Here is a 22,527-nt window from a genome sequence, read left to right as displayed (position 1 = left end):
CCTCCAATGACCCGTCAATGCGCCCCGGCATGCGCCTGCGCGGCGGCGACCCGGTCCGAGGCCTCCGAATGCACGGCGGGCTTGCGGCGTGAGAAGGTGAGGATCAGCACCGGCAGCACGAGCAGGATCAGCAGGGGCGCGAGCGCCATGCCGCCCACCACCACCAGCGCGAGCGGCTTCTGAACCTGCGAGCCGACGCCGGTGGAGAAGGCCGCCGGCAGCAGGCCGACGCCGGCGACCACGCAGGTCATCACCACGGGCCGCATCTGTGTGTAGCAGGTGCGCAGCATCGCCGGGACGCGAGCGACGCCCGCGGCCAGGAGGCCGTTGTAGGAGGAGAGCACGATGATGCCGTCCATCACCGCGATGCCAAGGAGCGCGATGAAGCCGATCGCCGCCGAGACGGAAAACGAGGTGCCGGTGAGCGACAGCGCCAGGATGCCGCCGGCCATCGCCATCGGGATCACGCTGAGCGCTAGCAGCGAGTCCACGACGGACGAGAAATTCATGAACAGCAGGATCGCGATGATGCCGATCGCGACCGGGACGGTCACGGAGAGACGGGCGATCGCGCCCTTCATGTTGTTGAATTCGCCCACCAGCTCCAGCCGGTAGCCCGGCGGCAGCTTCACCTCGTTGGCGACGCGGGCGCGCGCCTCCTCGATGGTGCTGCCCAGATCGCGCCCGCGCACGGAAAACTTGACCGGCAGGTAGCGCTCCTGCGCCTCGCGGTAGATGTAGGCCGGGCCGGAGACGAGCTGGACCTTCGCCACCGCGCTCAAGGGGAACTGCACGGGGGCGCCGTTGGCCGGGCTCTGGCCGGCGATGCGCAGGTTGGCGATGGCCTCGATGCTCTGGCGGAACTGAGGCTGGAGGCGCACCATGATCGGGTAGTGCCGCTCGGAGCCGGGATCGTAGAGGTCGCCGGCCGAGTCGCCGCCGATGGCGGTGCGCACGGTGGTGTTGATGTCGCCCGGCGTCAGGCCGTAGCGGGCGGCGCGCACCCGGTCCACGTCGATCTCGATGGTGGGTTGGCCGAGCGACTGAAACACGGCGAGGTCCTCGACGCCGTGGATCGTCGAGAGCACCCGCTGCACTTGCTTGGCCGTGTCGGTCAGCGTCTGCAGGTCGGGTCCGAAGATCTTGAACGAGTTCTCGCCCTTGATGCCGGAGACTGCCTCGGCGACGTTGTCCTGAAGGTACTGCGACAGGTTGAAATCGACGCCGGGGAAGGCCGCCTGGAGCTTGTGCAGCATCTCCTCGGTCAGCTTCTCCTTGTCCATGCCGGGGCGCCACTGGTCGAGCGGCTTCATCGGCGCGAAGAACTCGGCGTTGAAGAAGCCGGCCGCGTCGGTGCCGTCATCCGGGCGCCCGTGCTGCGAGACCACGCGCTCGACCTCGGGGAGCTGAGCGATGATCCGGCGCATGTCGTTGACGTAGGTGTTGCTCTCTCTCAGCGAGATCGTCGCCGGCATGGTGGCGCGGACCCAGAGGTTGCCCTCCTCCAGCTTGGGCAGGAATTCCGTGCCGAGATTGCGCCCGGCCAGTCCCACGCCGACCGCGATCAGCGCGACGCAGGCCATCGTGACGAGCCGGGCCCCGAGCGCGGCGCGCACCACCGGGCGGTAGAGCCGGTCGAGGGCGCGGACCAGGATCGTCTCCTTCTCCTCGATATGCGCCGGCAGCAGGTAGGCCGCGAGGGCGGGGGTCACGGTGAAGGTGGCGATCAGGCCACCGAGCAGGGCGTAGGCGTAGGTCGTTGCCATCGGTCCGAAGATGTGGCCCTCGACGCCGGTGAGCGTGAAGAGCGGCAGGAAGCCGGTGACGATGATCGCCGCCGCGAAGAAGATCGAGCGGCTGACGTCGCCGGCCGCCAGCGCGATGCGCCCGGATTTCGCGTCGAGCCCCGGCGGCGGATAGCCGGGGATGCCGTGGCCGGAGAGCCGCCGGAAGATCGCCTCGACCATGATGACGGTGCCGTCGACGATGAGGCCGAAATCGAGCGCGCCGACCGAGAGCAGGTTGGCGGATTCGTCGCGCGCCACGAGGATGAGGACGGCGAAGAACAGGGCGAAGGGAATCGTCGCCACGACGATCAAGGCGGAGCGCAGATTGCCAAGGAAGAGCCACTGGATCACGAGGATCAGCAGGATGCCGACCACCATGTTGTGCAGCACGGTGTGGGTGGTGACCGCGATCAGCTCGGCGCGGTCGTAGATGCGCTCGATCTTCACGCCCGGCGGCAGGATGCCGGCGGCCTCGATCTTGGCGACCTCCGCCTTCACCGCCTCGATCGACGGCGTGCTCTTCTCGCCGCGGCGCATCAGGACGATGCCCTGAACGATGTCGTCCTCGTCGTTCATGCCGGCGATGCCGAGCCGCGGCTGGTGGCCGATGGTGACGGTGGCGATGTCCTTGACCAGCACCGGGGCGCCGCCGACCTGGGTCAGAACGGTGCCGTTGATGTCGTCCACGTCGCGGATCAGGCCGACCGCGCGCACCACCGCAGACTGGCCGCCGATGGCGACGCGATTGCCGCCGACGTTGAGGTTGCTGTCGTTGAGCGTCTTGACGACGTTCGAGAGCGTCAGGCCGTAGGCCATCAGCCGGTCGAGATCGACCGAGAGCTCGATGGTCTTGGTCTTGCCGCCCCAGCCGATGGCGTCGATCACGCCGGGCACCGCACGGAAGCGCTTCTTCAGCATCCATTCCTGGAGCGTGCGGAGATCCAGCACGCTGTAGCCGGGCGGCGCGGTGAGCTTGTAGCGGAAGATCTCGCCGATCGGGCTGATCGGCGAGATGGTGGGCTTGGCGCCCGCCGGCAGCGGATCGAGCTGCTGCAGGCGGTTCAGCACTTGCTGCTCGGCCTGGAGATAGTCGAACTCGAAGCCGAATTGCAGCTTCACGTCGGACAGGCCGTAGAGCGAGATCGTGCGCACTTGGCGCAGGTTCGGCATGCCGGAAGTGATGCGCTCGATCGGGATCGTGACGTAGCGCTCGATCTCCTCCGCCGAGAGGCCGTCGGTCTGGGTCACGACATCGACCATCGGCGGGGTGGGGTCGGGATAAGCCTCGATGTTGAGGTTCTGGAAGGCGGCAAGCCCGCCCACCACCAACAGCACGAAGGCGAGGATGACGAGGGGCCGCTGCCGGAGCGCGAGCGCGACGATGCCGTTCATGGGGTCGGTTCCAGCCTCGCGCCGTGACGGCGCGGCCGGGGACGGCCCCGGCTCGGAATGCTTCTTTTCGCGGGAAACGCTGGCCAGGCTTCCTCAGCCGGGCTGGTCGGTCATGCCGTCGATGAACAGGGCGCCCTTCGAGATCACCTGCTCGCCGACGGAGAGACCTTCCGTGACCTCGATGTTGTTGCCGTCGATGAAGCCGGTCTTCACCGGACGGCTCTCCACGGCGTTGCCGGCGCCGAGCACCCAGACGCGTGCCTTGTCGCCCTCGAAGATCACCGCCTGCCGCGGCACGGCGCGGGAGACGGTCTCGCGCTCGTTGATGATGTGGACGCTGGCATACATCTCGGGCTTCAAGAGCCCCTTGGGATTGTCGACCTCCGCGCGCACGACGATGCGGCGCGTGGCGGGATCGACCGAGGCGCCGATATAGTTGATCCGGCTCTCGAAGCTCTGGTTCGGATAGGCGAGCACCCGGAAGCGGATGCGCTCGCCGAGATCGACCTTGGCCGCGTCGGTCTCGCGCAGCTGCGCGACGATCCAGACCCGGCCTAGATCGCCGATGACGTAGGAGGGATCGGAGCCGCCGGTGTTGATGTACTGGCCCGGGCCGATCTTGCGCTGGATCACGGTGCCCGACAGCGGCGCGTAGATCGTCGTCTCGGGGTTGATCGCGCCCTTGGTCTGGAGCGCCTTCATGTCGTCGTCGGCGAGCCCGAGGATGCGCAGGCGGTTGCGTACCGCCTCCAGGCCGACCTCCGCCGTCTTGGCGTCGTTCTGCGCGGTGGCGAGGTCGTTCTGTGCCGTCTGCAATTCCTTCAGCGTCGTGACGCGGGAATCGTAGAGGTCGTGCAGGCGCTTTTCCGTGTTCGTGGCGTAGGAGAGCTGCGAACGCGACTTGTTGAGCACGTTGAGCGCCGCGAGGAAATCATTCTGCGCCTGGACCATCTCGTTGGCCTGGAGCGAGAACAGCTTGTCGCCCTGGCGGACCTTCTCGCCGGAGCGGGCGAAGATGGTGATGACGCGGCCGGCATAGGGCGAGAAGACGGGCGTCGCGCGGTACTCGTCGACGCTGATCTTCCCCTCGGTGGCGATGTCCTCGTAGAACAGGCGCTGCTCGACCGGCACGGTGGTGACGGTGGCGAGCTGGCCCTCGGTGAGCACGAAGCGTCCGGGCGTCGTCTGCGTGACCGCGGCCGGCGTCGGCACCGCGGCATCGACTTCCTTCGGCCGCCCGTACCACAGGGCGGCCGCCGCCCCCGCTCCCAGCACGCAGGCGACGAGGAGTTGCGTGCGCAACCGCATCGTCCGCGGCGTTAGGTTTTCCTCGTGCGCCCCGCCCATCGTCGTTTCGTCCCGCTTCGACCCAGCGCCGCGATGTCACGACGGGCGCGCTGCGTGCCGGTTGATTCGGCTATCGCTTGCGCGCAACCGAAGCGCCCGAATTACGCCGTTACCGTGGCGGCTTGACGGGGGTATGACGGGACGTGTTTCTTACAAATGAAATAACGGCGCCGATTTGAAACCGGAGGCGGGATTTTTCTCGCGCGTCGTTCGTGTCGTCCTTTCGAGGTGGCGGCCCGGCGAGTAAAACCTGGGCGCCAGCCTCGCCTCAATCGTCCATCTTCAGGGCGGCGATGAACGCCTCCTGCGGGATCTCCACGCGGCCGAACTGGCGCATGCGCTTCTTGCCTTCCTTCTGCTTGTCCAGAAGCTTGCGCTTGCGTGAGATGTCGCCGCCGTAGCACTTGGCGGTCACGTCCTTCGACAGCGCCCGGATGGTCTCGCGGGCGATGATCTTGCCGCCGATCGCCGCCTGGACCGGGATCTGGAACAGGTGGCGCGGGATCAGGTCCTTCAGCTTCTCGCACATCGCCCGGCCGCGGCTCTCGGCGCGGGTGCGGTGGACGAGCATGGAGAGGGCATCGACCGGCTCGGCGTTGACGAGGATCGACATCTTCACGAGGTCACCCTCGCGATAGTCGGAGACGTGGTAGTCGAAGGAGGCATAGCCCTTCGAGATCGACTTCAGGCGGTCGTAGAAATCGAACACCACCTCGTTGAGCGGCAGGTCGTAGACGACCATGGCGCGCTTGCCGACGTAGTTGAGGTCGATCTGGATGCCGCGCCGGTCCTGGCACAGCTTCAGCACGCCGCCGAGATACTCGTCGGGCGTGAGGATGGTGGCGCGGATCCACGGCTCCTCGACCGTCTCGATCTTCATCGGATCGGGCATGTCGGCCGGGTTGTGCAGTTCCTTGAGCTCGCCGTCGCGCATCATCAGGCGGTAGACGACCGACGGCGCGGTCGAGATCAGGTCGAGGTTGAACTCGCGCTCCAGACGCTCCTGGATGATTTCGAGGTGGAGCAGCCCGAGGAAGCCGCAGCGGAAGCCGAAGCCCAGCGCGGCGCTCGTCTCCATCTCGTAGGAGAAGCTGGCATCGTTCAGGCGCAGCTTGCCCATGGCGCCGCGCAGATTCTCGAAGTCGGCGGCGTCCACCGGGAACAGGCCGCAGAACACCACCGCCTGGACCTCCTTGAAGCCCGGCAGCATCTGCGTGGTCTGGCGCTTGTCCTCGGTGATGGTGTCGCCGACGCGGGTGTCGGCCACCTCCTTGATCGAGCCGGTGAAGAAGCCGACCTCACCCGGTCCGAGTTCGCCGATATCGGCCATCTTCGGGCGGAACACGCCGATGCGGTCGACGCCGTAGGCGGCATCGGCCCCCATCATGCGAATGGTCATGCCTTTTTTCAGCACGCCGTCGACGATGCGCACCAGCACGACGACGCCGAGATAGACGTCGTACCAGGAATCGACCAGCAGCGCCTTCAGAGGCGCCTCGCGGTCGCCTTTCGGCGGGGGCAGGCGCTTGACGATGGCCTCCAGCACCGCCTCGATGTTGAGGCCGGTCTTGGCCGAGATCGGCACGGCCTCGGAGGCGTCGAGGCCGATCACCTCCTCGATCTGCTCCTTGACCCGGTCGGGCTCGGCGGCCGGCAGATCGACCTTGTTGAGGACCGGCACGATCTCGTGGTTGGCGTCGAGCGCCTGATAGACGTTGGCGAGCGTCTGCGCCTCGACGCCCTGAGAGGCATCGACCACCAGCAGCGAGCCCTCGCAGGCGGCGAGCGAACGCGACACCTCGTAGGCGAAATCGACGTGGCCGGGCGTGTCCATGAGGTTGAGGACGTAGTCCTGGCCGTCCTCCGCCTTGTATTCCAGGCGGACGGTGTTGGCCTTGATGGTGATGCCGCGCTCGCGCTCGATATCCATCGAGTCGAGCATCTGCTCGCTCATGTCGCGTAGCGCCACGGTGCCGGTCTGCTGGATCAGCCGGTCGGCGAGCGTCGACTTGCCGTGGTCGATATGCGCGACGATGGAGAAGTTGCGGATGTTGTCGATGGTGCGCGTGGTCATCAGGGTCTCCGGCACGGCGAACCCGTTGCGGGCTGGCGCGGCGCACGGCAGGTCTGTCGGGATTGGCCGGGGCGGGCATAGCAGCGGCGGGCACGCACGCCAAGGCGGGGCGAGGCCGCGGGGTGTGCGGCCCTCGCGAAGATCGGCGCATCGGCCTCTTCAGGCCTCGGATTGAGGCGTGTCCGCGGCCCGCGCCGCGGCGGCCATCGCCACGAGGACTTTTCGCAAGCTCCCCATGTCGCGCACAGGCTCGGGGTAGGGCACCCGCGCCGTGCGCTCGCCGGCCATCAGGTCGAGGCCCTCCGGGTCGAGCCCGGTCAGCCGCCAGCCGGTCCCGGCCTCGCCCGCGCCCGCGGCGTAGAGGGCGAGCGCGTCGGCATGGTCCGCGTTCATGTGCTCGACGGCGCCGCGCTCGCCCGCCACCACCGCCTCGGCGCCTTCCATGTCGAGGAGCAGTTCCTGCGGCGTCAGGGTCGCCGCCTTGGCAAATCCGCCGTTGAGGTGACCGGCCGTTGGGGCGAGGGTGAAGAAGCCGAAATCGGGAAAGTCGGCGTAGAGCTTGGCCTTGGGGTGGCGCGCCAGGAAGCGCTCGCGGATCCGCGGCTCGTCCGTGCGCGCGGCGCGGCCGGTCACGGTCAGGCGCGGATGGGCCAGCGGATCGCCCTTGCCGCCGACCGAGAACAGCAGCGAGGCGCGCGGGTCCTTGTCCAGGTTGCGCGTATGCGCCGAGAGCCGCGAGAGCAGCATCAGGGGCGTGCCGTCGCTGTCGGTGGCGATGGTGACGAGGGAGGCGAAGGGCGTGCCGTCGGCCGCATCGATCGTAGCGAGCGCTCCCGAGCGCACGCTGCGCAAGAGGTGCCGGGCGAGCCCGATCGCGTCGAAGGGGGCCTCGGATGCGGGCAGGGGTTCGGCCGGTCCGCGCCGTTCCTGTGCCGGCGGCGTCGCGTCGTTGGCCATGGAAACTGTTCTCCCGAATTTTCGGTAACGAGCATAGCGCGGTGCGGGGCGCGCGCAGAAGAGCCGACGGCACGGTCGGGCGCGGCGCGTTGTCCGCCCTATTTTTCGTCTCGGGGACCCTCAGCCGAGCCGTCCGATACGGCCAAGCTTAGACTGCCGCTCGCTTTTTTCGAACGATGGTCGTAAAGGACGAGACCCTCCGCACGGTCGGTGGTCCCCGATTTGCGGGGGGCTGCCCGTCCGTTGCGGGCCCGCAAAACGACGCGCCAGGGGCGGCGCGCGCGCCGTCAAGTCAGGGAAACTGCATGCCCACGATCGCCCTCGTCGACGACGACCGCAACATCCTGACCTCCGTCTCGATCGCGCTGGAGACCGAGGGTTACCGCATCCAGACCTACACCGACGGCGCCTCGGCGCTGGACGGTTTGCGTCACTCCCCGCCCGATCTCGCCATCTTCGACATCAAGATGCCGCGCATGGACGGAATGGAGCTTCTCAGACGCCTGCGGCAGAAATCGGACCTTCCCGTGATCTTTCTCACCTCGAAGGACGAGGAGATCGACGAGCTGTTCGGGCTCAAGATGGGCGCGGACGACTTCATCCATAAGCCGTTCTCGCAGCGCCTGCTGGTGGAGCGGGTCAAGGCGGTGCTGCGCCGCTTCGCTCCGAAGGACGCTGCCCCCGGCGGGGCCGCCCGCAGCGAGGCGGATGCCGCCGCCCGCTCGCTCGAGCGCGGGCAACTGATGATGGACCCCGAGCGCCACACCTGCACCTGGAAGGGCGAGCCGGTGACGCTCACCGTCACCGAATTCCTGATCCTCCAGGCGCTGGCCCAGCGCCCCGGCGTCGTGAAAAGCCGCAACGCCCTGATGGACGCGGCCTACGACGATCAGGTCTATGTCGACGACCGCACCATCGACAGCCACATCAAGCGGCTGCGCAAGAAGTTCAAGGTGACCGATCAGAGCTTCGACATGATCGAGACGCTCTACGGCGTCGGCTACCGGTTCAAGGAGGGTTGAGGCGATTTTCCCGCGGTCCCGTCCGTCGATGCTCGCCCCCCTGTCCCGCCAGCCCGATTCCGATGAGGCCCACGCCCGCCGCGGCGTCCTCGCGCGGGTGCTCGGCTCCCTCACCCGCCCGCCGCTGACCTGGCCGCGCGACCTCTGGAACGCGGTCGGCCAGCGCGCCTCGTCGAGCCTGACGCGCCGCATCGTGGTGCTCAACCTCGTCGGGCTGATCGTCCTGCTGTTCGGCTTCCTCTACCTGAACCAGTTCCGCCAGGGGCTGATCCAGGCCCGCGTGCAGAGCCTGCTGATCCAGGGCGACATCATCGCCGGCGCCATCGCCGCCCAGGCCTCGGTCGATACGGATGCGATCCGGGTCGATCCCGACAAGCTGCTGCAGCAGCAGGCCGGCGAGGGCCGCGACTTCGAGGACGACCCCGCTTCGCTCGCCTTCTCGCTCAATCCCGAGAAGGTCGCCCCCCTGCTGCGCCGCCTCGTGACGCCGACCGGCAACCGCGCCCGCGTCTACGACCGCGAGGGCAGCCTGCTGTTCGACACCCGCTCGCTCTACGCCCGCGGCGACATTGCCCGCAGCGACACCGCGGTGAAACCGCCCAAGCCCAACGTGCTGGAGCGGATCTGGGATTTCATCGGCAACCGCGTCCTCGGCCTCGTCGTCAGCGAGCGCTCGGCCCAGGAGGAGGCGGGTCCGCAGGACGGGCGCGCCTTCCGCGAGGTCCAGGCGGCGCTGAAGGGCTCGCGCGGCACGATCTCCCGGCGCAATGAGCGCGGCGAGACCATCGTCTCGGTGGCGGTGCCAATCCAGCGGGCGGGCTCGGTGCGCGGCGTGCTGATGGTCTCGACGCAAGGGGGCGACATCGACCGGGTGATCGCCTCCGAGCGCTTCGGCCTGCTCCAGGTGTTCCTCGTCGCGGCGGCCGTGATGCTGGTTCTGTCGATCCTGCTCGCCGGTGCCATCGCCGGGCCGGTGCGCCGCCTGGCGGACGCCGCCGAGCGGGTGCGGCGGGGTATCAAGTCGCGCCAGGAGATCCCCGACTTCACCAATCGCACCGACGAGATCGGCCATCTCTCGGGCGCGCTGCGCGACATGACCCAGGCGCTCTACCGGCGCCTCGACGCCATCGAGAGTTTTGCCGCCGATGTCAGCCACGAGCTGAAGAATCCGCTCACCTCCCTGCGCAGCGCCGTCGAGACCCTGCCGCTGGCCAAGACCGACGAGTCGCGCAGCCGGCTGATGCAAATCATCCAGCACGACGTGAAGCGCCTGGACCGGCTGATCTCGGACATCTCCGACGCCTCGCGCCTGGATGCGGAGCTCGCCCGCGCCGAGGCGCGCCGGGTCGATCTCGGCAAACTCCTCACCACGGTGACCTCGGTCGCCAACGAGCGGCGGCGCGGGAATGCGGCGCTGATCCAGTTCGACATCGAGCGCCCCGGTGCCGAGATCGAGGACCCGTTCCGCATCATCGGGCACGACAGCCGACTGGGGCAGGTCGTCAACAACCTGCTCGACAACGCCCGCTCGTTCTCGCCGCCCGGCGCCAAGGTGCGCGTCGCCCTGCGCCGCCTCAAGAACGAGGTCGAGTTCGTGGTCGAGGACGAGGGGCCGGGCATTCCCGAGCACGCCCTGGAGCGGATCTTCGAGCGCTTCTACACAGACCGGCCTGAACAGGGCTTCGGCCAGAATTCGGGGCTCGGACTGTCGATCTCGCGGCAGATCATCCAGGCGCATCACGGCTCGATCCGGGCCGAGAACCGCCCCGGCCCGGCCGACGAGGAGGGGCATCCGACCGTGCGTGGCGCCCGCTTCATCGTGCGCCTGCCCGTGGCCCCCCGGGCCGACCGCTACGGCGAGGACGACCTCGCCGCATGAGCGGGGAGGGTGCCGCAGGGGAAGAGCGGCCACGAGAGACGGTGCATGCGAGTTGCGTGCTCCTCGACGAGGCCGGCGTGCTGATCCGAGGGCCGTCGGGGGCCGGCAAGTCCGCGCTCTGCCTCGCGCTTCTCGACCGCTTCTTCCTCGAAGGCCGCCACGCGCGCCTCGTCGGCGACGACCGCGTCCGGCTAGAGGCCCATCACGGCCGCCTCGTCGCCCAGCCCCACCCGGCGCTCGCCGGTCTGATCGAGATCCGCGGCCTCGGCCCGCGCCGCCTCGCGGCCCATGCGCCGGCCGCGGTGGTGCGGCTCGTGGTTGATCTCGTCGCGGCGGTCGAGCGCCTACCGGAGGCCGCCGACACCGCCCGGCTCCTCGGCGTCGCAGTGCCGCGCCTCACCCTTGAACCGCGTCATCCCCGCGAATACCTGATTCGCGAGGCGCTTGGAGCCGGCGTGGCAATGCGGACGCACCCCGCCGCTCTCGTGCCCGGCGGCGACCGCGATGTGTAGCGCGGCAGCCGCGGCCATGTCATGGTGAGGCTGTTGTGTCGCGCAAAACGACGCGACCCGCTTGCGCTTCACTTTGCGCTGCACAAGATGGCGTCTCCGCTCACAGGGCGTTGGAACACGCTTCGATGATTGGAATGGTGCTCGTCACCCACGGGCTGTTGGCGACCGAGTTCAAGGCCGCCCTGGAGCATGTCGTCGGCCCTCAGAAGCAGGTCGAGACGATCACGATCGGCCCAGAGGACGATATGGAGCTGCGCCGCGGCGACATCATGTCCGCCGTCGGCCGGGTCAACTCCGGTCAGGGCGTCGTGGTTCTCACCGACATGTTCGGCGGCACGCCGTCGAACCTCGCCCTGTCGTGTATGAACGGCGGCCAGGTCGAGGTGGTCGCCGGAATCAACCTGCCGATGCTGATCAAGCTCGCCAGCGTGCGCGAGGCCGAGAGCCTCGGCGACGCCGTGCTCCACGCCCAGGAGGCGGGCCGCAAATACATCAACGTCGCGTCGCGGGTTCTTGCGGGCAAATAGTTTGCGGGTAAGTCGCCCGATCTCTCCACCACGCGGCCTTTCCTTCGCCCAGCTCCCGGCTTAACCACGTCGTCCCGCATCCGGAACGGCGCACCCCGACGCGTCGCGATCCGCACGGAAGCGGCGGGGGAGGGAGTGCCGGAGTCGATGAGCGAGAGCGTGGACGGCGAGGTCGAGCCGCAGCCGGAGGTGCCCGAGGGCGGTCTCGTCCGGATCCTGCCGATCATCAACCGCCGCGGCTTGCACGCCCGCGCCTCGGCCAAGTTCGTGCAGACGGTGGAGCGCTTTTCCGCTTGCGTGACCGTGACCCGCGGCGGCGAGACCGTCGGCGGGCGCTCGATCATGGGCCTGCTGACGCTGGGTGCGGCCAAGGGCACCACGATCGCCGTGGTCGCCGTGGGCGACGACGCCACGCCTGCCCTCGACGCGATCGAGGCGCTGCTCGCCGGCAGGTTCGGCGAGGACGAGTAGTCTTTCATCTCACCCGGCATCGCCAGGTCCGTTGCAAACGACCCGGGGCGCAACAATGGCCCGACGCGCGCAGGATATCAGGCGAGATCGGGATAAAGGTCGCGCCAATCGGGATTGAGTCGCTCGATCAGGGCCAGCTTCCTGCTTCGTGAACCGGCCTTGATCTGCTTCTCGCGGGAAATGGCCTCGATCATCGTTTCGTGCGGCTCGTACCAGACCAAAAGCTTGCAGCCGTAGCGGGCTGTGAAGCCTTCCATCAGCTTGGCTCGATGTTCGTAGGCACGGCGCGGAAGGTTCGAAGTGACGCCGGTATAGAGCGTCCCGTTGCGAGCACTCGCCATGATGTAGACGACAGGGTGCCGCATCGATCGCGCCTCGGGGCCAGTCCGTTCCCGTTTTGATTGTAGCGATACAATCTGTGGATGTCGCGCCCTGGATTGCTTCGCTTCGCTCGCAATGACGATGTGAATCGACTTCGCCGTCATTGCGAGGCGGAGCCGAAGCAATCCACGGCGCAGCGAGAGCCGGAAGAGGCTGCCACTTCGTGACAGCCTTCTCGCCTGCGCGAACGCCTCCTAACCCCCCGGAATCGCCAACGGATTCTCCGTCAGCGCCGCGCGGTCCGGCGTATCTACGGCCGGCTTGCCCAAGAAGGCGTCCCAGATCCGGCGGACGAAGGCCGGGTCGAGGTCGCGCACGATCAGCACCAGCCGCGAGCGGTGGTCCGCATCGGGCCAGGCGGGCAGCGTCACCGGTGCGTGGACAACGTGCTGCACGCCGTGCACCACGACCGGTCGCTCGGGATCGTCGGCGAGCGCCACGAGACCCTTGAGGCGCAGGAGCTTGGGTCCGTGCGCCGAGCGCAGGAGATCCAGGAACATCTCGAAGGCCGGACGCGGCACCGGCGCGTCGCTGGTGAGATGAAAGGCGCGGATCGCCGCGTCGTGCCGGTTCACATCGTGATGATGGTGGCCGTGGTCATGCCCATGGTGATGGGCGTGCGCCGGATCTTCCGCGCCGAGCCAGGCGCGCACGTCGTCCTGTTTTCCGTCGAGGCCGAACAGGCCGCCGAGCAAGCGTTCGGCCGGCACGTCTGGAGCGTGGATCCGCGCGCCGGGGTTGAGGGCGGCGAGCCGCCGGGTGAGTGCCTCCGCCTCGGCGCCGGGCAAGTCGGCCTTGGTCACCACGAGATGGTCGGCCACCGCCGCCTGCCGCAGGGCCTCGGGATGCGCGTCGAGGGTGCCGGCGCCGTTGACCGCATCGACGACGCTCACCACCCCCTGCAGCTGAAAGCGGATTGCGAGATAGGGGTGATAGATCAGCGCGTGGAGGATCGGCGCCGGGTCGGCCAGCCCTGTGGTCTCGATCACGACCCGGCGGAACGGGTTGATGCGGCCGTTGTCGCGGCGGCGCAGCAGGTCTTCGAGGGTCGAGATCAGGTCGCCGCGCACGGTGCAGCACAGGCATCCCGCGCCGAGCAGGATCATCCCCTCGTCCACCGTCTCGATCAGCAAGTGGTCGAGCCCGACCTCGCCGAACTCGTTGACGATCACCACGGTGTCCGCGAGCGCCGGATCGCCGAGCAAGCGGTTCAGAAGGGTGGTCTTGCCCGCGCCGAGGAAGCCCGTGAGCACGGTGAGCGGGATCGGCTCAGGGCGGCCGGGTTGTTCGATGTGAGGCATGTGGGGTCGCAGTCTGTGTCTCGGCCCCGATATGATCGCGCCGGACGCCCGCGGAAACCCTTTACGACTCGTCGTTCTTGGCTTTCTTGTCCGCCTTCTTGGCGGCAGGCTTTGCCTCGGGTTTCTTCGCTTCCGGCTTCTTCGCGGCGGACGCAGCGGGCTTGTGGGCCGGCTTCGCGGCCGCCTTCGGCGCGGCCTCGACAGCCGTGTAGGCGCTGGTCGCGGCCGGCACGCTCTTTTCCTTGGCCGCAGTCTTCGCGGCTGGCTTCGGCGCCGTTACCGCGGCGGCGCGGGCCTTGGCGGCCTTCTCGGAGGCCGCCTGCTTGGCCGCTTCTCTGGCCGCGTCCTTGGCCGCCTTGGCCTCGGCGCGCTTGCGTTGGGCCGCTTCCAGCGCGGCCTGTTTGGCGGCCTGCGCCTCCTGCTCCTGACGAGCGAGTGCCATCGCGCCCTCGGTGGGGCTGCTGCCGATCCAGACCGGGATCGGCTGCAGCGGCGCCCGCGGCGGCAGGGTGCGCCCGCGGACATTGGCGTTGCCGAGCGCGGCGAAGGCGAGGTTGGCGGCGTCGGGCGTGGCCGAGCCGAGGAGTCGGGTCGCCGCACTGTCGGCGCCGGGGCCGCTGGCGGTCAGGGCGCCGGGGCCCTCGTCCACCGGCATCGGCTTGCGCTTGTCGCAGATGTAGGGGCGCATGTCCGGCGGGGTGGCGACGCTGGAGGCCGGCAGCGATTCGAGCGTCGGCGCGGTCCAGCCCGCCGACTGGGCAAAGCCGTAATCGAACAGGTCGGCCGCCTTGATGTCGCGCTCGCGGGCGCTCGGCTGGCCCATCACCACGGCGATGATGCGCCGGCCGCCGCGGGTCGCGGTCGCCACCACGTTGAAGCCGCCCGAGCAGATGAAGCCGGTCTTCATGCCGTCGGCGCCGGGATAACGCCCGAGCAGGCCGTTATGGTTGGCCATCACCGACCGGCCGAACTGGATCGCCGAGATCGAGAACAGGGCCTGCTGGTTGGGGAAGTCGCGCATCAGCGCGCGGGCGAGGATCGCCATGTCGCGGGCGCTGGTCCATTGCCGCGGCTCAGGCAGGCCGTTGGGATTGTACCAGCGGCTCTCGCGCATGCCGATCCGGTGCGCGGTCTCGTTCATCATGTCGGCGAAGCCCTCGACGGAACCGCCGAGACCCTCGCCGATCGCCCAAGACACGTCGTTGGCCGACTTGACCATGATGATCTTGAGGGCGTTGTCGAGGGTGATCTGCGTGCCCGGCTTGAAGCCCATCTTCGAGGGCGGCTCGGCGGCGGCGGCCGGTGAGATCGTGAGCAGCGTGTCGAGGGAGACTTTGCCCTGGCGCACCATGTCGAGGGCGACGTAGGCGGTCATCAGCTTCGTGATCGAGGCCGGATACCATGGGTCGGTCGCGCCCTGGCTGTAGAGCACCTTGCCGGAATCGGCATCGACGACGAGGATCGGCGCCGTCACCGCCGAGGCCGCTCCGGCCATCAGGCCGAGGGCGGTGAGGGTGCCGATCAGCCGTCCCCAAACACGGTTCACCATCGGGCCAATCTCGAAAGGGTGTGAGGGCGCGGGACGCCGCGGATCAGGATTTTCGTTGCCGGCCCCGGACGTTCGCGAGGGATGCGTCCGGAACACGTCGGATCGAGGAGACCCGTTCATCAACGTGCCCTCCGTGGCGAGAGCATGGCAGACCAAGGGGTTTTGCCCACGGTTAAGCTGCTGACCGGGGTTGCGTTCCGCGAAATCGTGCGCGGCTTGGTCTTCTGGGCCTGGCGAGGGTAAGGGCAAGCCCTGGCAGAAAAGCGCGACGATGTCCTACGCGGTCAAGGAACTGTTCCACACACTTCAGGGCGAGGGCGCCCAGGCTGGGCGCGCGGCGGTGTTCTGCCGGTTTTCCGGCTGCAATCTCTGGTCCGGCCGCGAGGAGGACCGGGCGGGCGCCGCCTGCCGCTTCTGCGACACCGATTTCGTCGGCATGGACGGGGAGGGCGGCGGGCGCTTCGCCTCGGCCGAAGCCTTGGCGGACGCCATCGCCGCGACCTGGGCCGGGGGCGATGCCAACCGCTACGTCGTCTTCACAGGCGGCGAGCCGTTGCTGCAGCTCGACGAGGCGTTGATTGCCGCTGCCCATGCCCGCGGCTTCGAGGTCGCGGTGGAGACCAACGGGACGCTTCCCGCCCCGGCCGGCATCGACTGGATCTGCGTGAGCCCCAAGGCCGGCAACCCGCTGGTCCAGACCTCGGGCGACGAGTTGAAGCTGGTCTTCCCGCAGGCGGAGGCCGAGGCCGCGCCGGAGCGTTTTTCGGACCTGCCCTTCCGGCACCATTTCCTGCAGCCCATGGACGGGCCGGAGGCCGCCGTCCACACCGCGGCGGCGGTGGCCTATTGTCGGGCGAATGCCCGCTGGCGGCTCTCGCTTCAGACGCACAAGATCATCGGGATTCCGTGACGGCGCCGCCCGGCTCCCGCAGCCGATGATGGTAGGCCGGCCGAATCGATGCGGCCGGCGATTGCATCTCGCGTCCGCCTCGACCACGTTCGCGCGCCAGCGCGGCCGGCCCCGGCCGGCGCCCCTACGGCCGAAGGACGCCCGATGACGCCTGATTCCACGCTGCCAAATTCCCCGGTGCTCGGGCTCGATCACTCCTCCGTCGAGGACCTCAACCTCGCCCTGCGCCACTACCGGCGCCTGATGATCCGCCTGCCCCTGATCCTCGTCCTCGGCTTCGCGGCGGCGATCGGCCTGTCGTATCTCGGGACCGCCCTGTCGCCGCCCTACGGCGTCTATATCCTCGGCTGGGATCTCACGACCTGGGGGCTGCTCGGACTCCTCGCCGTTCTCTTCGCCGAGCTTTGGTGGGAGGGGCGGCAGATCGGGCGCGCCCTCAACAGCGTCGAGATGCAGTCCGCGCCGATTGCCTCTCTGCTGGGCGGCCAGGCGCTGATCGGTGCACGCGCCCGCGAACACGGCATGAAGCCGGGTCCCTTCAACGGTCCGCTGCGGCCGATCCGTGAGCGGTAGGGGCAATCCCGAGCAGGCGGCGACGCGACGCTTGCTTTCGGCTCTTCTTCGATGCGTGGAAGGCCCGCTTCCCGGCATCGTCCTCGTCATCGATCCGCGCCCCGAGCCCTCCGATGACTCGGGCGCCCCGTGCTCGGCAGGCGACGTGCGGCCGCGTTGCTCGACAGGGGGAGGCTCACCCCTCCGGGGCGGCCTGAAGCTCCGCCGTGCTCGCGAGGAGCGTCTCCTGCAGCGCCGTCGCGACGGCATGCTGGCGGCCTGAGCCGAGCACCACGAACTCTACCTCGCCGATCGGCGGCAGGCCGGCCGTCTCCGGGATCGGCGCCAGTCCCGCCGGCATCACCCTGGCCGAGTGCGGCGCGATGCCCAGCCCCGCTTCGACGGCCGCGCGCAGCCCCATCAGGCTGCCGCTGGTGCAGGCGATCCGCCAGGAACGGCCCGCGGCTTCGAGGGCATCGAGGGCCAGGGTGCGCGTGATCGAAGGCGGCGGATAGAGGACAAGGGGCAAGGCCAGCGCCGGATCGGGAACCAGGCCCGGTCGGCCTGCCCAGATCAGCTCGTCCGCCCAAGCCAGTTCGCCGCGCGGATCGCCGCGTCGGCGCTTGCAGAAGATCACATCCAGTTCGCCCGCATCGTAGCCCTGGTAGAGGGCCCGGCTGAGCCCGACTGTCAGCTGCAGGTCCACCGACGGGTGGCGCTCGGCAAATCGCGCCAGAACCTGAGCCAGGGCCGAGAGCGTGTAGTCTTCGGAGACGCCGAGGCGGATGCGGCCGCGCAGGCCGCCCGGCGAGAAGAAGGCGCGAAGCCGATCGTGCGCCTCCACGACCTCGCGCGCGAAGCCGATCATGGCTTGGCCATCCGGGGTCGGGGCAACCCGATGGGTGTCGCGCATGAGGAGCGAACGGTCCAGCGCCTGCTCCAGCCGCGCGATATGCCCGCTGACCGTGGATTGCCGCACCCCGAGCATCTGCGCAGCGGCCGTGAAGCCCCCGCTCTCAACCACGGCCAGGAACGAGCGGATCTGATCGACGTTCAGGTTGCTTATCATGGTTCGTGATAGCCGATATCCTTATGGCTCTGGAGCCCGGCAGGCTTAAGGTCCAGATCGAACCGGCAGTCCACCATCAGCGCCAGGTTTCCTCCGATGACCGCTCCCCTTGCCATAACCATGATCTTCATCGGCGGATTCGTCGCGATCCCGGCCTTCGGCAGATGGGCGCATCAGGTCACGGAAGCGCTCGCCTTCCTTCTGGCGACCGTCCTGCTGGTGACGGTGATCATGGTCCTTTGCGATCGATGGCCGGATTACTTTGCCAATCCTCGGGCGCCGGTCACCGTGATCGTCGATTCGCCCCGGGATTAGGGCGCCCTCCGACGAAGTGGGAGCTGGTTCGTCGAGAGAGCGCGCGACAACACAAGGATCGTGAGCGGCCGGCCTGACGCAATCGGGTCGGGCACAGCTCTCGTGCGTCGAAACGCGTTCAACGCCGATCAATGTAGGAAGCTCTCGTGAAGTGGCAGACCTCGGGTGGCGGCACGTCCGCCGGAGCGGCCCTCGCCTTCGTGGCCGGCTTCGTCGATGCCGCGGCCTTCATCGCGCTGACAGGCCTGTTCACGGCCCATGTCACCGGAAACTTCGTCCTGATCGGCGCCGAACTGGTCGCGAGTTCGAGCGGCGTGCTGGCGAAGGTCCTGGCTCTGCCCGTCTTCATGGTGGCTGTGGCGGCGACCCGCCTCCTCGCACTGCTCCTGGAGCGGCGCGGTGCCGATCCGCTGCCCTGGCTGCTCGCCGCGGAGGCCGCCCTGCTCGCGGGGTTCGGCCTGTGCGGAACCTTGGCGTTGCCACTCGACGCGCCGGACGGTGCCTCGGCCCTGATCGTGGGCATGCTCGCCGTCGCGGCCATGGGCGTGCAGAACGCGATCGGCCGTCTCTCGCTCGGCCATCTGGCTCCGACGACGGTGATGACCGTGAGCGTGAGTCAAGCCGTCATCGATGCGACGGATCTCGTTCTCAAACCGTCCGGGAGCGCCGCTCCGGCGCGCGCGCGGTTGCTGCGGGTGCTGCCGGCTATTCTGACCTTCGCCGCGGGCGCCCTGTGCGGAGCCTTCGGGATCGCCCACCTCGCCTTCGGCTGCATCACGTTGCCGATCCTGGTTCTGATCGGTTTGATCGCCTTCGTCGCGATGGCGCCGGCCGAGGCCAATGCCGCGGCGTGAGTGACAGCGCTCGCGCATCGGGGCCGATATCGGATCCCGCCCGATCCTCCATCCTCTTCCGCTTGCAGTGTCTTCTCCCGAAAGCCGGCGGCCGCCTTTGCGGCGATGTTCTATCGCAACGCGAGGGACCGGATAGAGGGTGCATTTCGTCGGTGGCGGTGACATATCCACGATCTCGGTGCGCCCGCGGGCGGCCGCCAACCCGCAGCCTGTCGCGGCGGGACCGTTCCAGACCCCGTGAAGATCGCGCGATGAAGATCACCCAGGCCTTCACCTTCGAGGCGGCCCACCGCCTGCCGAACGTGCCCGAGACCCACCGCTGCCACCGCATGCACGGGCATTCCTACCGCGTGGAGCTGACGGTGGCGGGCGAGGTCGATCCGACGACGGGCTGGGTGGTCGATTTCTACGACATCGAGAGCGCCTTCGCCCCGCTCCTGGAGCGGCTCGACCACCATTGCCTCAACGAGATCGAGGGGCTGGAGAACCCGACCGCCGAGCATATCGCGGCCTGGATCTGGCACCGCGCCAAGCCGTCGATTCCGGGGCTTGCCAGCGTGCGGATCTTCGAGACGCCGTATTCCTGGGCCGAGTACGAGGGCGAGTGACGGTGCCGGTGACTGCCGAGCCTTCGCCGGCGGTGCAGGGGGAGGGCGCCCTGGTGCTGTTCTCCGGCGGCCAGGATTCGGCGACCTGTCTCGCCTGGGCCCTCGATCGTTTCCCGCAGGTGGAGACCCTCGGCTTCGATTACGGCCAGCGCCACCGGGTCGAACTCGACCGGCGCGAGGGCTTGCGCCAGGGTTTGGCCGGCCTCGATCCGGCCTGGGGCCGCCGGCTCGGGCCGGATCACACGCTCTCGCTCGCGGCTTTGGGCGACATCTCCGACACGGCGCTCACCCGCGACAGCGAGATCGCTCTGGCGCGGGACGGTTTGCCCAACACCTTCGTGCCGGGCCGCAACCTCGTCTTCCTCACCTTCGCCGCCGCGCTCGCCTACCGTCGGGGCCTGCGCCACATCGTCGGCGGCATGTGCGAGACCGATTATTCGGGCTATCCCGATTGCCGCGACGACACGATCAAGGCGATGCAGGTCGCGCTCAATCTCGGGATGGAGCGCCGCTTCGTGCTGCACACGCCCCTGATGTGGATTGACAAGGCGCAGACCTGGGCGCTTGCCCAAAGCCTCGGAGGGCAGGCGCTGGTGGATCTCATCGTCGAGGAGAGCCACACCTGCTATCTCGGCGAGCGCGGGCAGCGCCACGATTGGGGCTATGGCTGCGGCACCTGTCCGGCCTGCGACCTGCGCGCCAAGGGGTTTTCGCGGTATCTCGCGGCCCGCGCGGGATGAGCCTGGCCAGCCGGCGAAGGCGCCGCCGTCCGCCGGGCAGGCCGCTCCATTACTCCGCGGGAACGAGCGGGCGCGGGGCCGGTCCGCGGGTGAGCACGAAGAAGCCGAGCGCCGCCGCGACGATGACGGCGCCGAAACCCGCCGCGATCCCGAGCACCAGCCCGAACCCGCCGCGATCGTGCAGCACGGCGATCATCGGCACCACGAATCCGCTGACGGTGAAGCCGAGGAAGTAGCGCACGCTGTAGGCCCGGGCCCGGTAGGCGGCGGGCACGTAGCGGGCCACCATGGCATCGTTGATGACGACCTGCCCGTAGAGCGCCGCCATCGTCAGCACGAGGCCGGCGAGCAGCGGCAGGCCGGTGCTCGCGGCCGCCAATCCCAGGCCGAGCGGCTGCAGGACGGAGAGGGCCAGGAACAGGGTCGGCAGGCTGTAGCGATCGATCAGCCGCCCCATTGCGAGCTGAGTCAGGGCGCCGAAGGCGAAGACGAGGGTCGCCACCGATCCGATCAAGGCGAGCGGAAGCGCTGCGCCGACGCCCTCGTCCACGACCTTCGGCAGGGCGATGGTGGTGATGTTGAAGGTCATCCCGCCCGCGATGATGGCGAAGGCGAACACGACGAGGAGGGGACGCGGCCGCGCCACCGGAATGAGCGGGGCGCCCCCGGCCTTGCCACCCCCGGCCTCGCCGTCGCCGGGCACCATAGCCAGGAAGGCGGCACCGACGGCGAGGCAGAACAGGCCCGGCACGATGAAGGCCGCCTGCCAGCCGAGGCCGGCCGCGAGCAGGGCCGTGACACCCGAGGCGGTAGCCGCGCCGGCATTCCCCCACACCCCGTTCACGCCGAGGTCGCGCCCGAGGCGGCGGGCATGGGTGACCAGCATGGTCGAGCCGACCGGATGGTAGATCGCCGAGGCGAGCCCCAGCACGCAGAGCCAGACCGCGAAGCCGGTCGGGCTCGCCGCGCTCGCCACGCCGAGGCAGGACAGGCCATAGCCGAAGAAGAAGACCGCCAGGAGGTTGCGCCGGCCGAACCGATCGGCGAGCCAGCCCATCGGCAGCGAGCAGAGCCCGAAGGCGACGAAGGCGCCGGTCGCCAGCCCGATCAGCTCGCCGTAGCTCAGGCCCGTCTGCGTGGCGATGGCAAGGACGGCGGTCGGGTAGATCAGCAGCACGAAATGGTCGAGGCCGTGCGCCACGTTGACGAAGCGCAGGGTGCGGCGGGACAGGGTCTCGGCATCCATCGGGCGGGCATCTCCGGCATCCCCATCGACGATGACGCCTCATCGCCGACGGGCCCGCGCGGCGGGTATCCGCGGGGTCGCGTGCAGCTTGGTACAAGCCTGCCTCTCCTACATGACCCGTTGCATGCTGTCGGGCCGAAGGTGTACGCAATCGGGCCAAACGGGGCGTCGGCATGCCTTCGATCACGCGTTCGATCCGAGCCGAGGATTATCAGGACGTTCCGCGCGCGGTCGCGGTGATGCCCAAGACCTTCGCCGCGAGCAGCCACACGGAGCGGCATTTCCATCCGCGGGCGCAGCTCCTCTACGCCACCGCTGGCCTGATGATGGCGAGCGCCGAGGACGGGACCTGGGTCGTGCCGGAGGGGCATGCCCTCTGGATCCCGCCGCGCCTGCCGCACGCGGTGGTGATGCACGGCGCGGTCGCGATGTGCTCGGCCTATCTCGCGGTCGAGGCGATTGCCGGCTTTCCAGACCGCGCCCGCGTCATCGAGGTCTCGCCCCTGCTCGCCGCCGCGCTCGCCGCCCTGACGCGCGAGCCCGTGCTCTACGACGAGGCCGGACGCGGTGGCCACCTCGCCGCGCTCGTCCTCGACGAGATCCGCCGGGCGCCGGAGACCAAGCTCACCCTGCCGCTGCCCAACGACGCGCGGCTGCGCCGGATCTGCCTCGGCCTCATCGATGCGCCCGCGACAGCCTTCGACCTCGACGCCTGGGCCGACCGCGCCGGCCTCAGCCGCCGCACCCTGACGCGCGGGTTCCGCCGCGAGACGGGCCTCACCTTCGGGCAGTGGCGGGCGAGGGCCCGGGTCGTGCGGGCCCTGGCGCTCGCTGCCGACGGCGTGGCCCCGCGGCAGGTGGCGGCCTCGGTCGGCTACCGCAGCATCCAGGCCCTGCGGGGCCGGACGGAGGCCCTGCTTCCGGAGCCGTGACAGGCCGCCGTGCCCATGCCCTGCCTGCCGATTGCCGGTTGCTCCGGCACGGTCGGGTCGATAGCGATCGCCGATGCGTTGAGCTTTCGAGCCCGTTCCACG

Annotated in this window: 21 protein-coding genes; 12 read left to right on the top strand and 9 right to left on the bottom strand. The window is 69.0% G+C overall.

Annotation, left to right across the window (positions count from 1 at the left end; translation table 11 throughout):
* Window positions 1–14: 14 nt before the first annotated feature.
* The 4 genes from MFF24_RS18290 to MFF24_RS18275 all read right to left on the bottom strand — a co-directional run bounded on the left by MFF24_RS18290 (window position 15) and on the right by MFF24_RS18275 (window position 7,557).
* Window positions 15–3,179: an efflux RND transporter permease subunit gene (locus tag MFF24_RS18290; protein WP_238226194.1), complete on the bottom strand. Its 3,165-nt coding sequence runs from the start codon at window positions 3,177–3,179 to the stop codon at window positions 15–17.
* A gap of 93 nt (window positions 3,180–3,272) precedes the next feature.
* A complete protein-coding gene (locus tag MFF24_RS18285) occupies window positions 3,273–4,526 on the bottom strand; it encodes an efflux RND transporter periplasmic adaptor subunit (protein WP_108939102.1) in 1,254 nt (417 codons plus the stop codon).
* Between the two features lie 268 nt (window positions 4,527–4,794).
* Window positions 4,795–6,600 (bottom strand): translation elongation factor 4, encoded by a 1,806-nt coding sequence (gene lepA / locus MFF24_RS18280; protein ID WP_108939101.1) that lies wholly within the window; start codon window positions 6,598–6,600, stop codon window positions 4,795–4,797.
* A gap of 159 nt (window positions 6,601–6,759) precedes the next feature.
* Window positions 6,760–7,557 carry a HugZ family pyridoxamine 5'-phosphate oxidase gene (locus MFF24_RS18275; RefSeq protein WP_238226192.1) on the bottom strand — a complete coding sequence of 266 codons (798 nt, stop codon included), beginning with the start codon at window positions 7,555–7,557 and terminating at the stop codon, window positions 6,760–6,762.
* Between the two features lie 305 nt (window positions 7,558–7,862).
* Here MFF24_RS18275 and MFF24_RS18270 point away from each other — a divergent pair, with 305 nt between their 5' ends.
* The 5 genes from MFF24_RS18270 to MFF24_RS18250 all read left to right on the top strand — a co-directional run bounded on the left by MFF24_RS18270 (window position 7,863) and on the right by MFF24_RS18250 (window position 11,968).
* A complete protein-coding gene (locus tag MFF24_RS18270; protein WP_108939099.1) occupies window positions 7,863–8,579 on the top strand; it encodes a response regulator transcription factor in 717 nt (238 codons plus the stop codon).
* Between the two features lie 28 nt (window positions 8,580–8,607).
* Complete coding sequence (locus MFF24_RS18265; RefSeq protein ID WP_238226190.1) at window positions 8,608–10,458, top strand: sensor histidine kinase; 1,851 nt, start codon at window positions 8,608–8,610, stop codon at window positions 10,456–10,458.
* On the top strand, window positions 10,455–10,970 hold the full coding sequence (locus tag MFF24_RS18260; RefSeq protein ID WP_284209963.1) for an HPr kinase/phosphorylase: 516 nt from the start codon (window positions 10,455–10,457) through the stop codon (window positions 10,968–10,970). The genes MFF24_RS18265 and MFF24_RS18260 overlap by 4 nt, the downstream gene beginning before the upstream one ends.
* Window positions 10,971–11,095: 125 nt before the next feature.
* Entirely contained in the window at window positions 11,096–11,497 is a 402-nt protein-coding gene (locus MFF24_RS18255; RefSeq protein WP_003606016.1) for a PTS sugar transporter subunit IIA, read from the top strand.
* Between the two features lie 147 nt (window positions 11,498–11,644).
* A complete protein-coding gene (locus tag MFF24_RS18250) occupies window positions 11,645–11,968 on the top strand; it encodes an HPr family phosphocarrier protein (RefSeq protein ID WP_108939095.1) in 324 nt (107 codons plus the stop codon).
* A gap of 77 nt (window positions 11,969–12,045) precedes the next feature.
* On the opposite strand, the gene MFF24_RS18245 is transcribed toward MFF24_RS18250, so the two are convergent.
* The 3 genes from MFF24_RS18245 to MFF24_RS18235 all read right to left on the bottom strand — a co-directional run bounded on the left by MFF24_RS18245 (window position 12,046) and on the right by MFF24_RS18235 (window position 15,199).
* Window positions 12,046–12,333 carry a GIY-YIG nuclease family protein gene (locus tag MFF24_RS18245; RefSeq protein WP_238226185.1) on the bottom strand — a complete coding sequence of 96 codons (288 nt, stop codon included), beginning with the start codon at window positions 12,331–12,333 and terminating at the stop codon, window positions 12,046–12,048.
* A gap of 210 nt (window positions 12,334–12,543) precedes the next feature.
* Window positions 12,544–13,650, bottom strand: coding sequence for a CobW family GTP-binding protein (locus MFF24_RS18240; RefSeq protein ID WP_238226183.1), 1,107 nt, complete (start codon window positions 13,648–13,650; stop codon window positions 12,544–12,546).
* Between the two features lie 61 nt (window positions 13,651–13,711).
* Window positions 13,712–15,199: a D-alanyl-D-alanine carboxypeptidase family protein gene (locus MFF24_RS18235; protein ID WP_238226180.1), complete on the bottom strand. Its 1,488-nt coding sequence runs from the start codon at window positions 15,197–15,199 to the stop codon at window positions 13,712–13,714.
* Window positions 15,200–15,470: 271 nt separating this feature from the next.
* Between MFF24_RS18235 and queE the strand changes: the two genes are divergently transcribed.
* Both queE and MFF24_RS18225 read left to right on the top strand, forming a co-directional pair.
* Complete coding sequence (queE, locus tag MFF24_RS18230) at window positions 15,471–16,109, top strand: 7-carboxy-7-deazaguanine synthase (RefSeq protein WP_166058693.1); 639 nt, start codon at window positions 15,471–15,473, stop codon at window positions 16,107–16,109.
* Between the two features lie 144 nt (window positions 16,110–16,253).
* Window positions 16,254–16,682: an ABC transporter ATP-binding protein gene (locus MFF24_RS18225; RefSeq protein WP_238226178.1), complete on the top strand. Its 429-nt coding sequence runs from the start codon at window positions 16,254–16,256 to the stop codon at window positions 16,680–16,682.
* Between the two features lie 175 nt (window positions 16,683–16,857).
* On the opposite strand, the gene MFF24_RS18220 is transcribed toward MFF24_RS18225, so the two are convergent.
* A complete protein-coding gene (locus MFF24_RS18220; protein WP_238226249.1) occupies window positions 16,858–17,727 on the bottom strand; it encodes a LysR family transcriptional regulator in 870 nt (289 codons plus the stop codon).
* A 99-nt stretch (window positions 17,728–17,826) separates the two neighbouring features.
* On the opposite strand from MFF24_RS18220, the gene MFF24_RS18215 reads away from it, so the two are divergent.
* The 4 genes from MFF24_RS18215 to queC all read left to right on the top strand — a co-directional run bounded on the left by MFF24_RS18215 (window position 17,827) and on the right by queC (window position 20,247).
* A complete protein-coding gene (locus tag MFF24_RS18215) occupies window positions 17,827–18,045 on the top strand; it encodes a hypothetical protein (RefSeq protein WP_108939090.1) in 219 nt (72 codons plus the stop codon).
* Window positions 18,046–18,191: 146 nt separating this feature from the next.
* A complete protein-coding gene (locus MFF24_RS18210; protein ID WP_238226176.1) occupies window positions 18,192–18,899 on the top strand; it encodes a YoaK family protein in 708 nt (235 codons plus the stop codon).
* A 251-nt stretch (window positions 18,900–19,150) separates the two neighbouring features.
* The gene (gene queD, locus MFF24_RS18205; RefSeq protein WP_238226174.1) at window positions 19,151–19,507 is read left to right on the top strand and encodes a 6-carboxytetrahydropterin synthase QueD; all 357 of its coding nucleotides are present in this window, start codon (window positions 19,151–19,153) and stop codon (window positions 19,505–19,507) included.
* Window positions 19,508–19,515: 8 nt separating this feature from the next.
* Window positions 19,516–20,247 (top strand): 7-cyano-7-deazaguanine synthase QueC, encoded by a 732-nt coding sequence (gene queC, locus MFF24_RS18200; RefSeq protein ID WP_238226247.1) that lies wholly within the window; start codon window positions 19,516–19,518, stop codon window positions 20,245–20,247.
* Between the two features lie 49 nt (window positions 20,248–20,296).
* Here the strand turns inward: queC and MFF24_RS18195 are convergent, their stop codons facing one another.
* Window positions 20,297–21,493 carry an MFS transporter gene (locus MFF24_RS18195; RefSeq protein ID WP_238226172.1) on the bottom strand — a complete coding sequence of 399 codons (1,197 nt, stop codon included), beginning with the start codon at window positions 21,491–21,493 and terminating at the stop codon, window positions 20,297–20,299.
* 173 nt (window positions 21,494–21,666) lie between these two features.
* Between MFF24_RS18195 and MFF24_RS18190 the strand changes: the two genes are divergently transcribed.
* On the top strand, window positions 21,667–22,425 hold the full coding sequence (locus MFF24_RS18190) for a helix-turn-helix domain-containing protein (protein ID WP_108939085.1): 759 nt from the start codon (window positions 21,667–21,669) through the stop codon (window positions 22,423–22,425).
* Window positions 22,426–22,527 lie beyond the last annotated feature (102 nt).

The organism is Methylorubrum aminovorans (genome assembly GCF_022179725.1).
Classification (GTDB): Bacteria; Pseudomonadota; Alphaproteobacteria; order Rhizobiales; family Beijerinckiaceae; genus Methylobacterium; species Methylobacterium aminovorans.
Note: the sequence above shows the minus strand (reverse complement) of the source record. Positions and strands in the feature narration are given on the sequence as shown.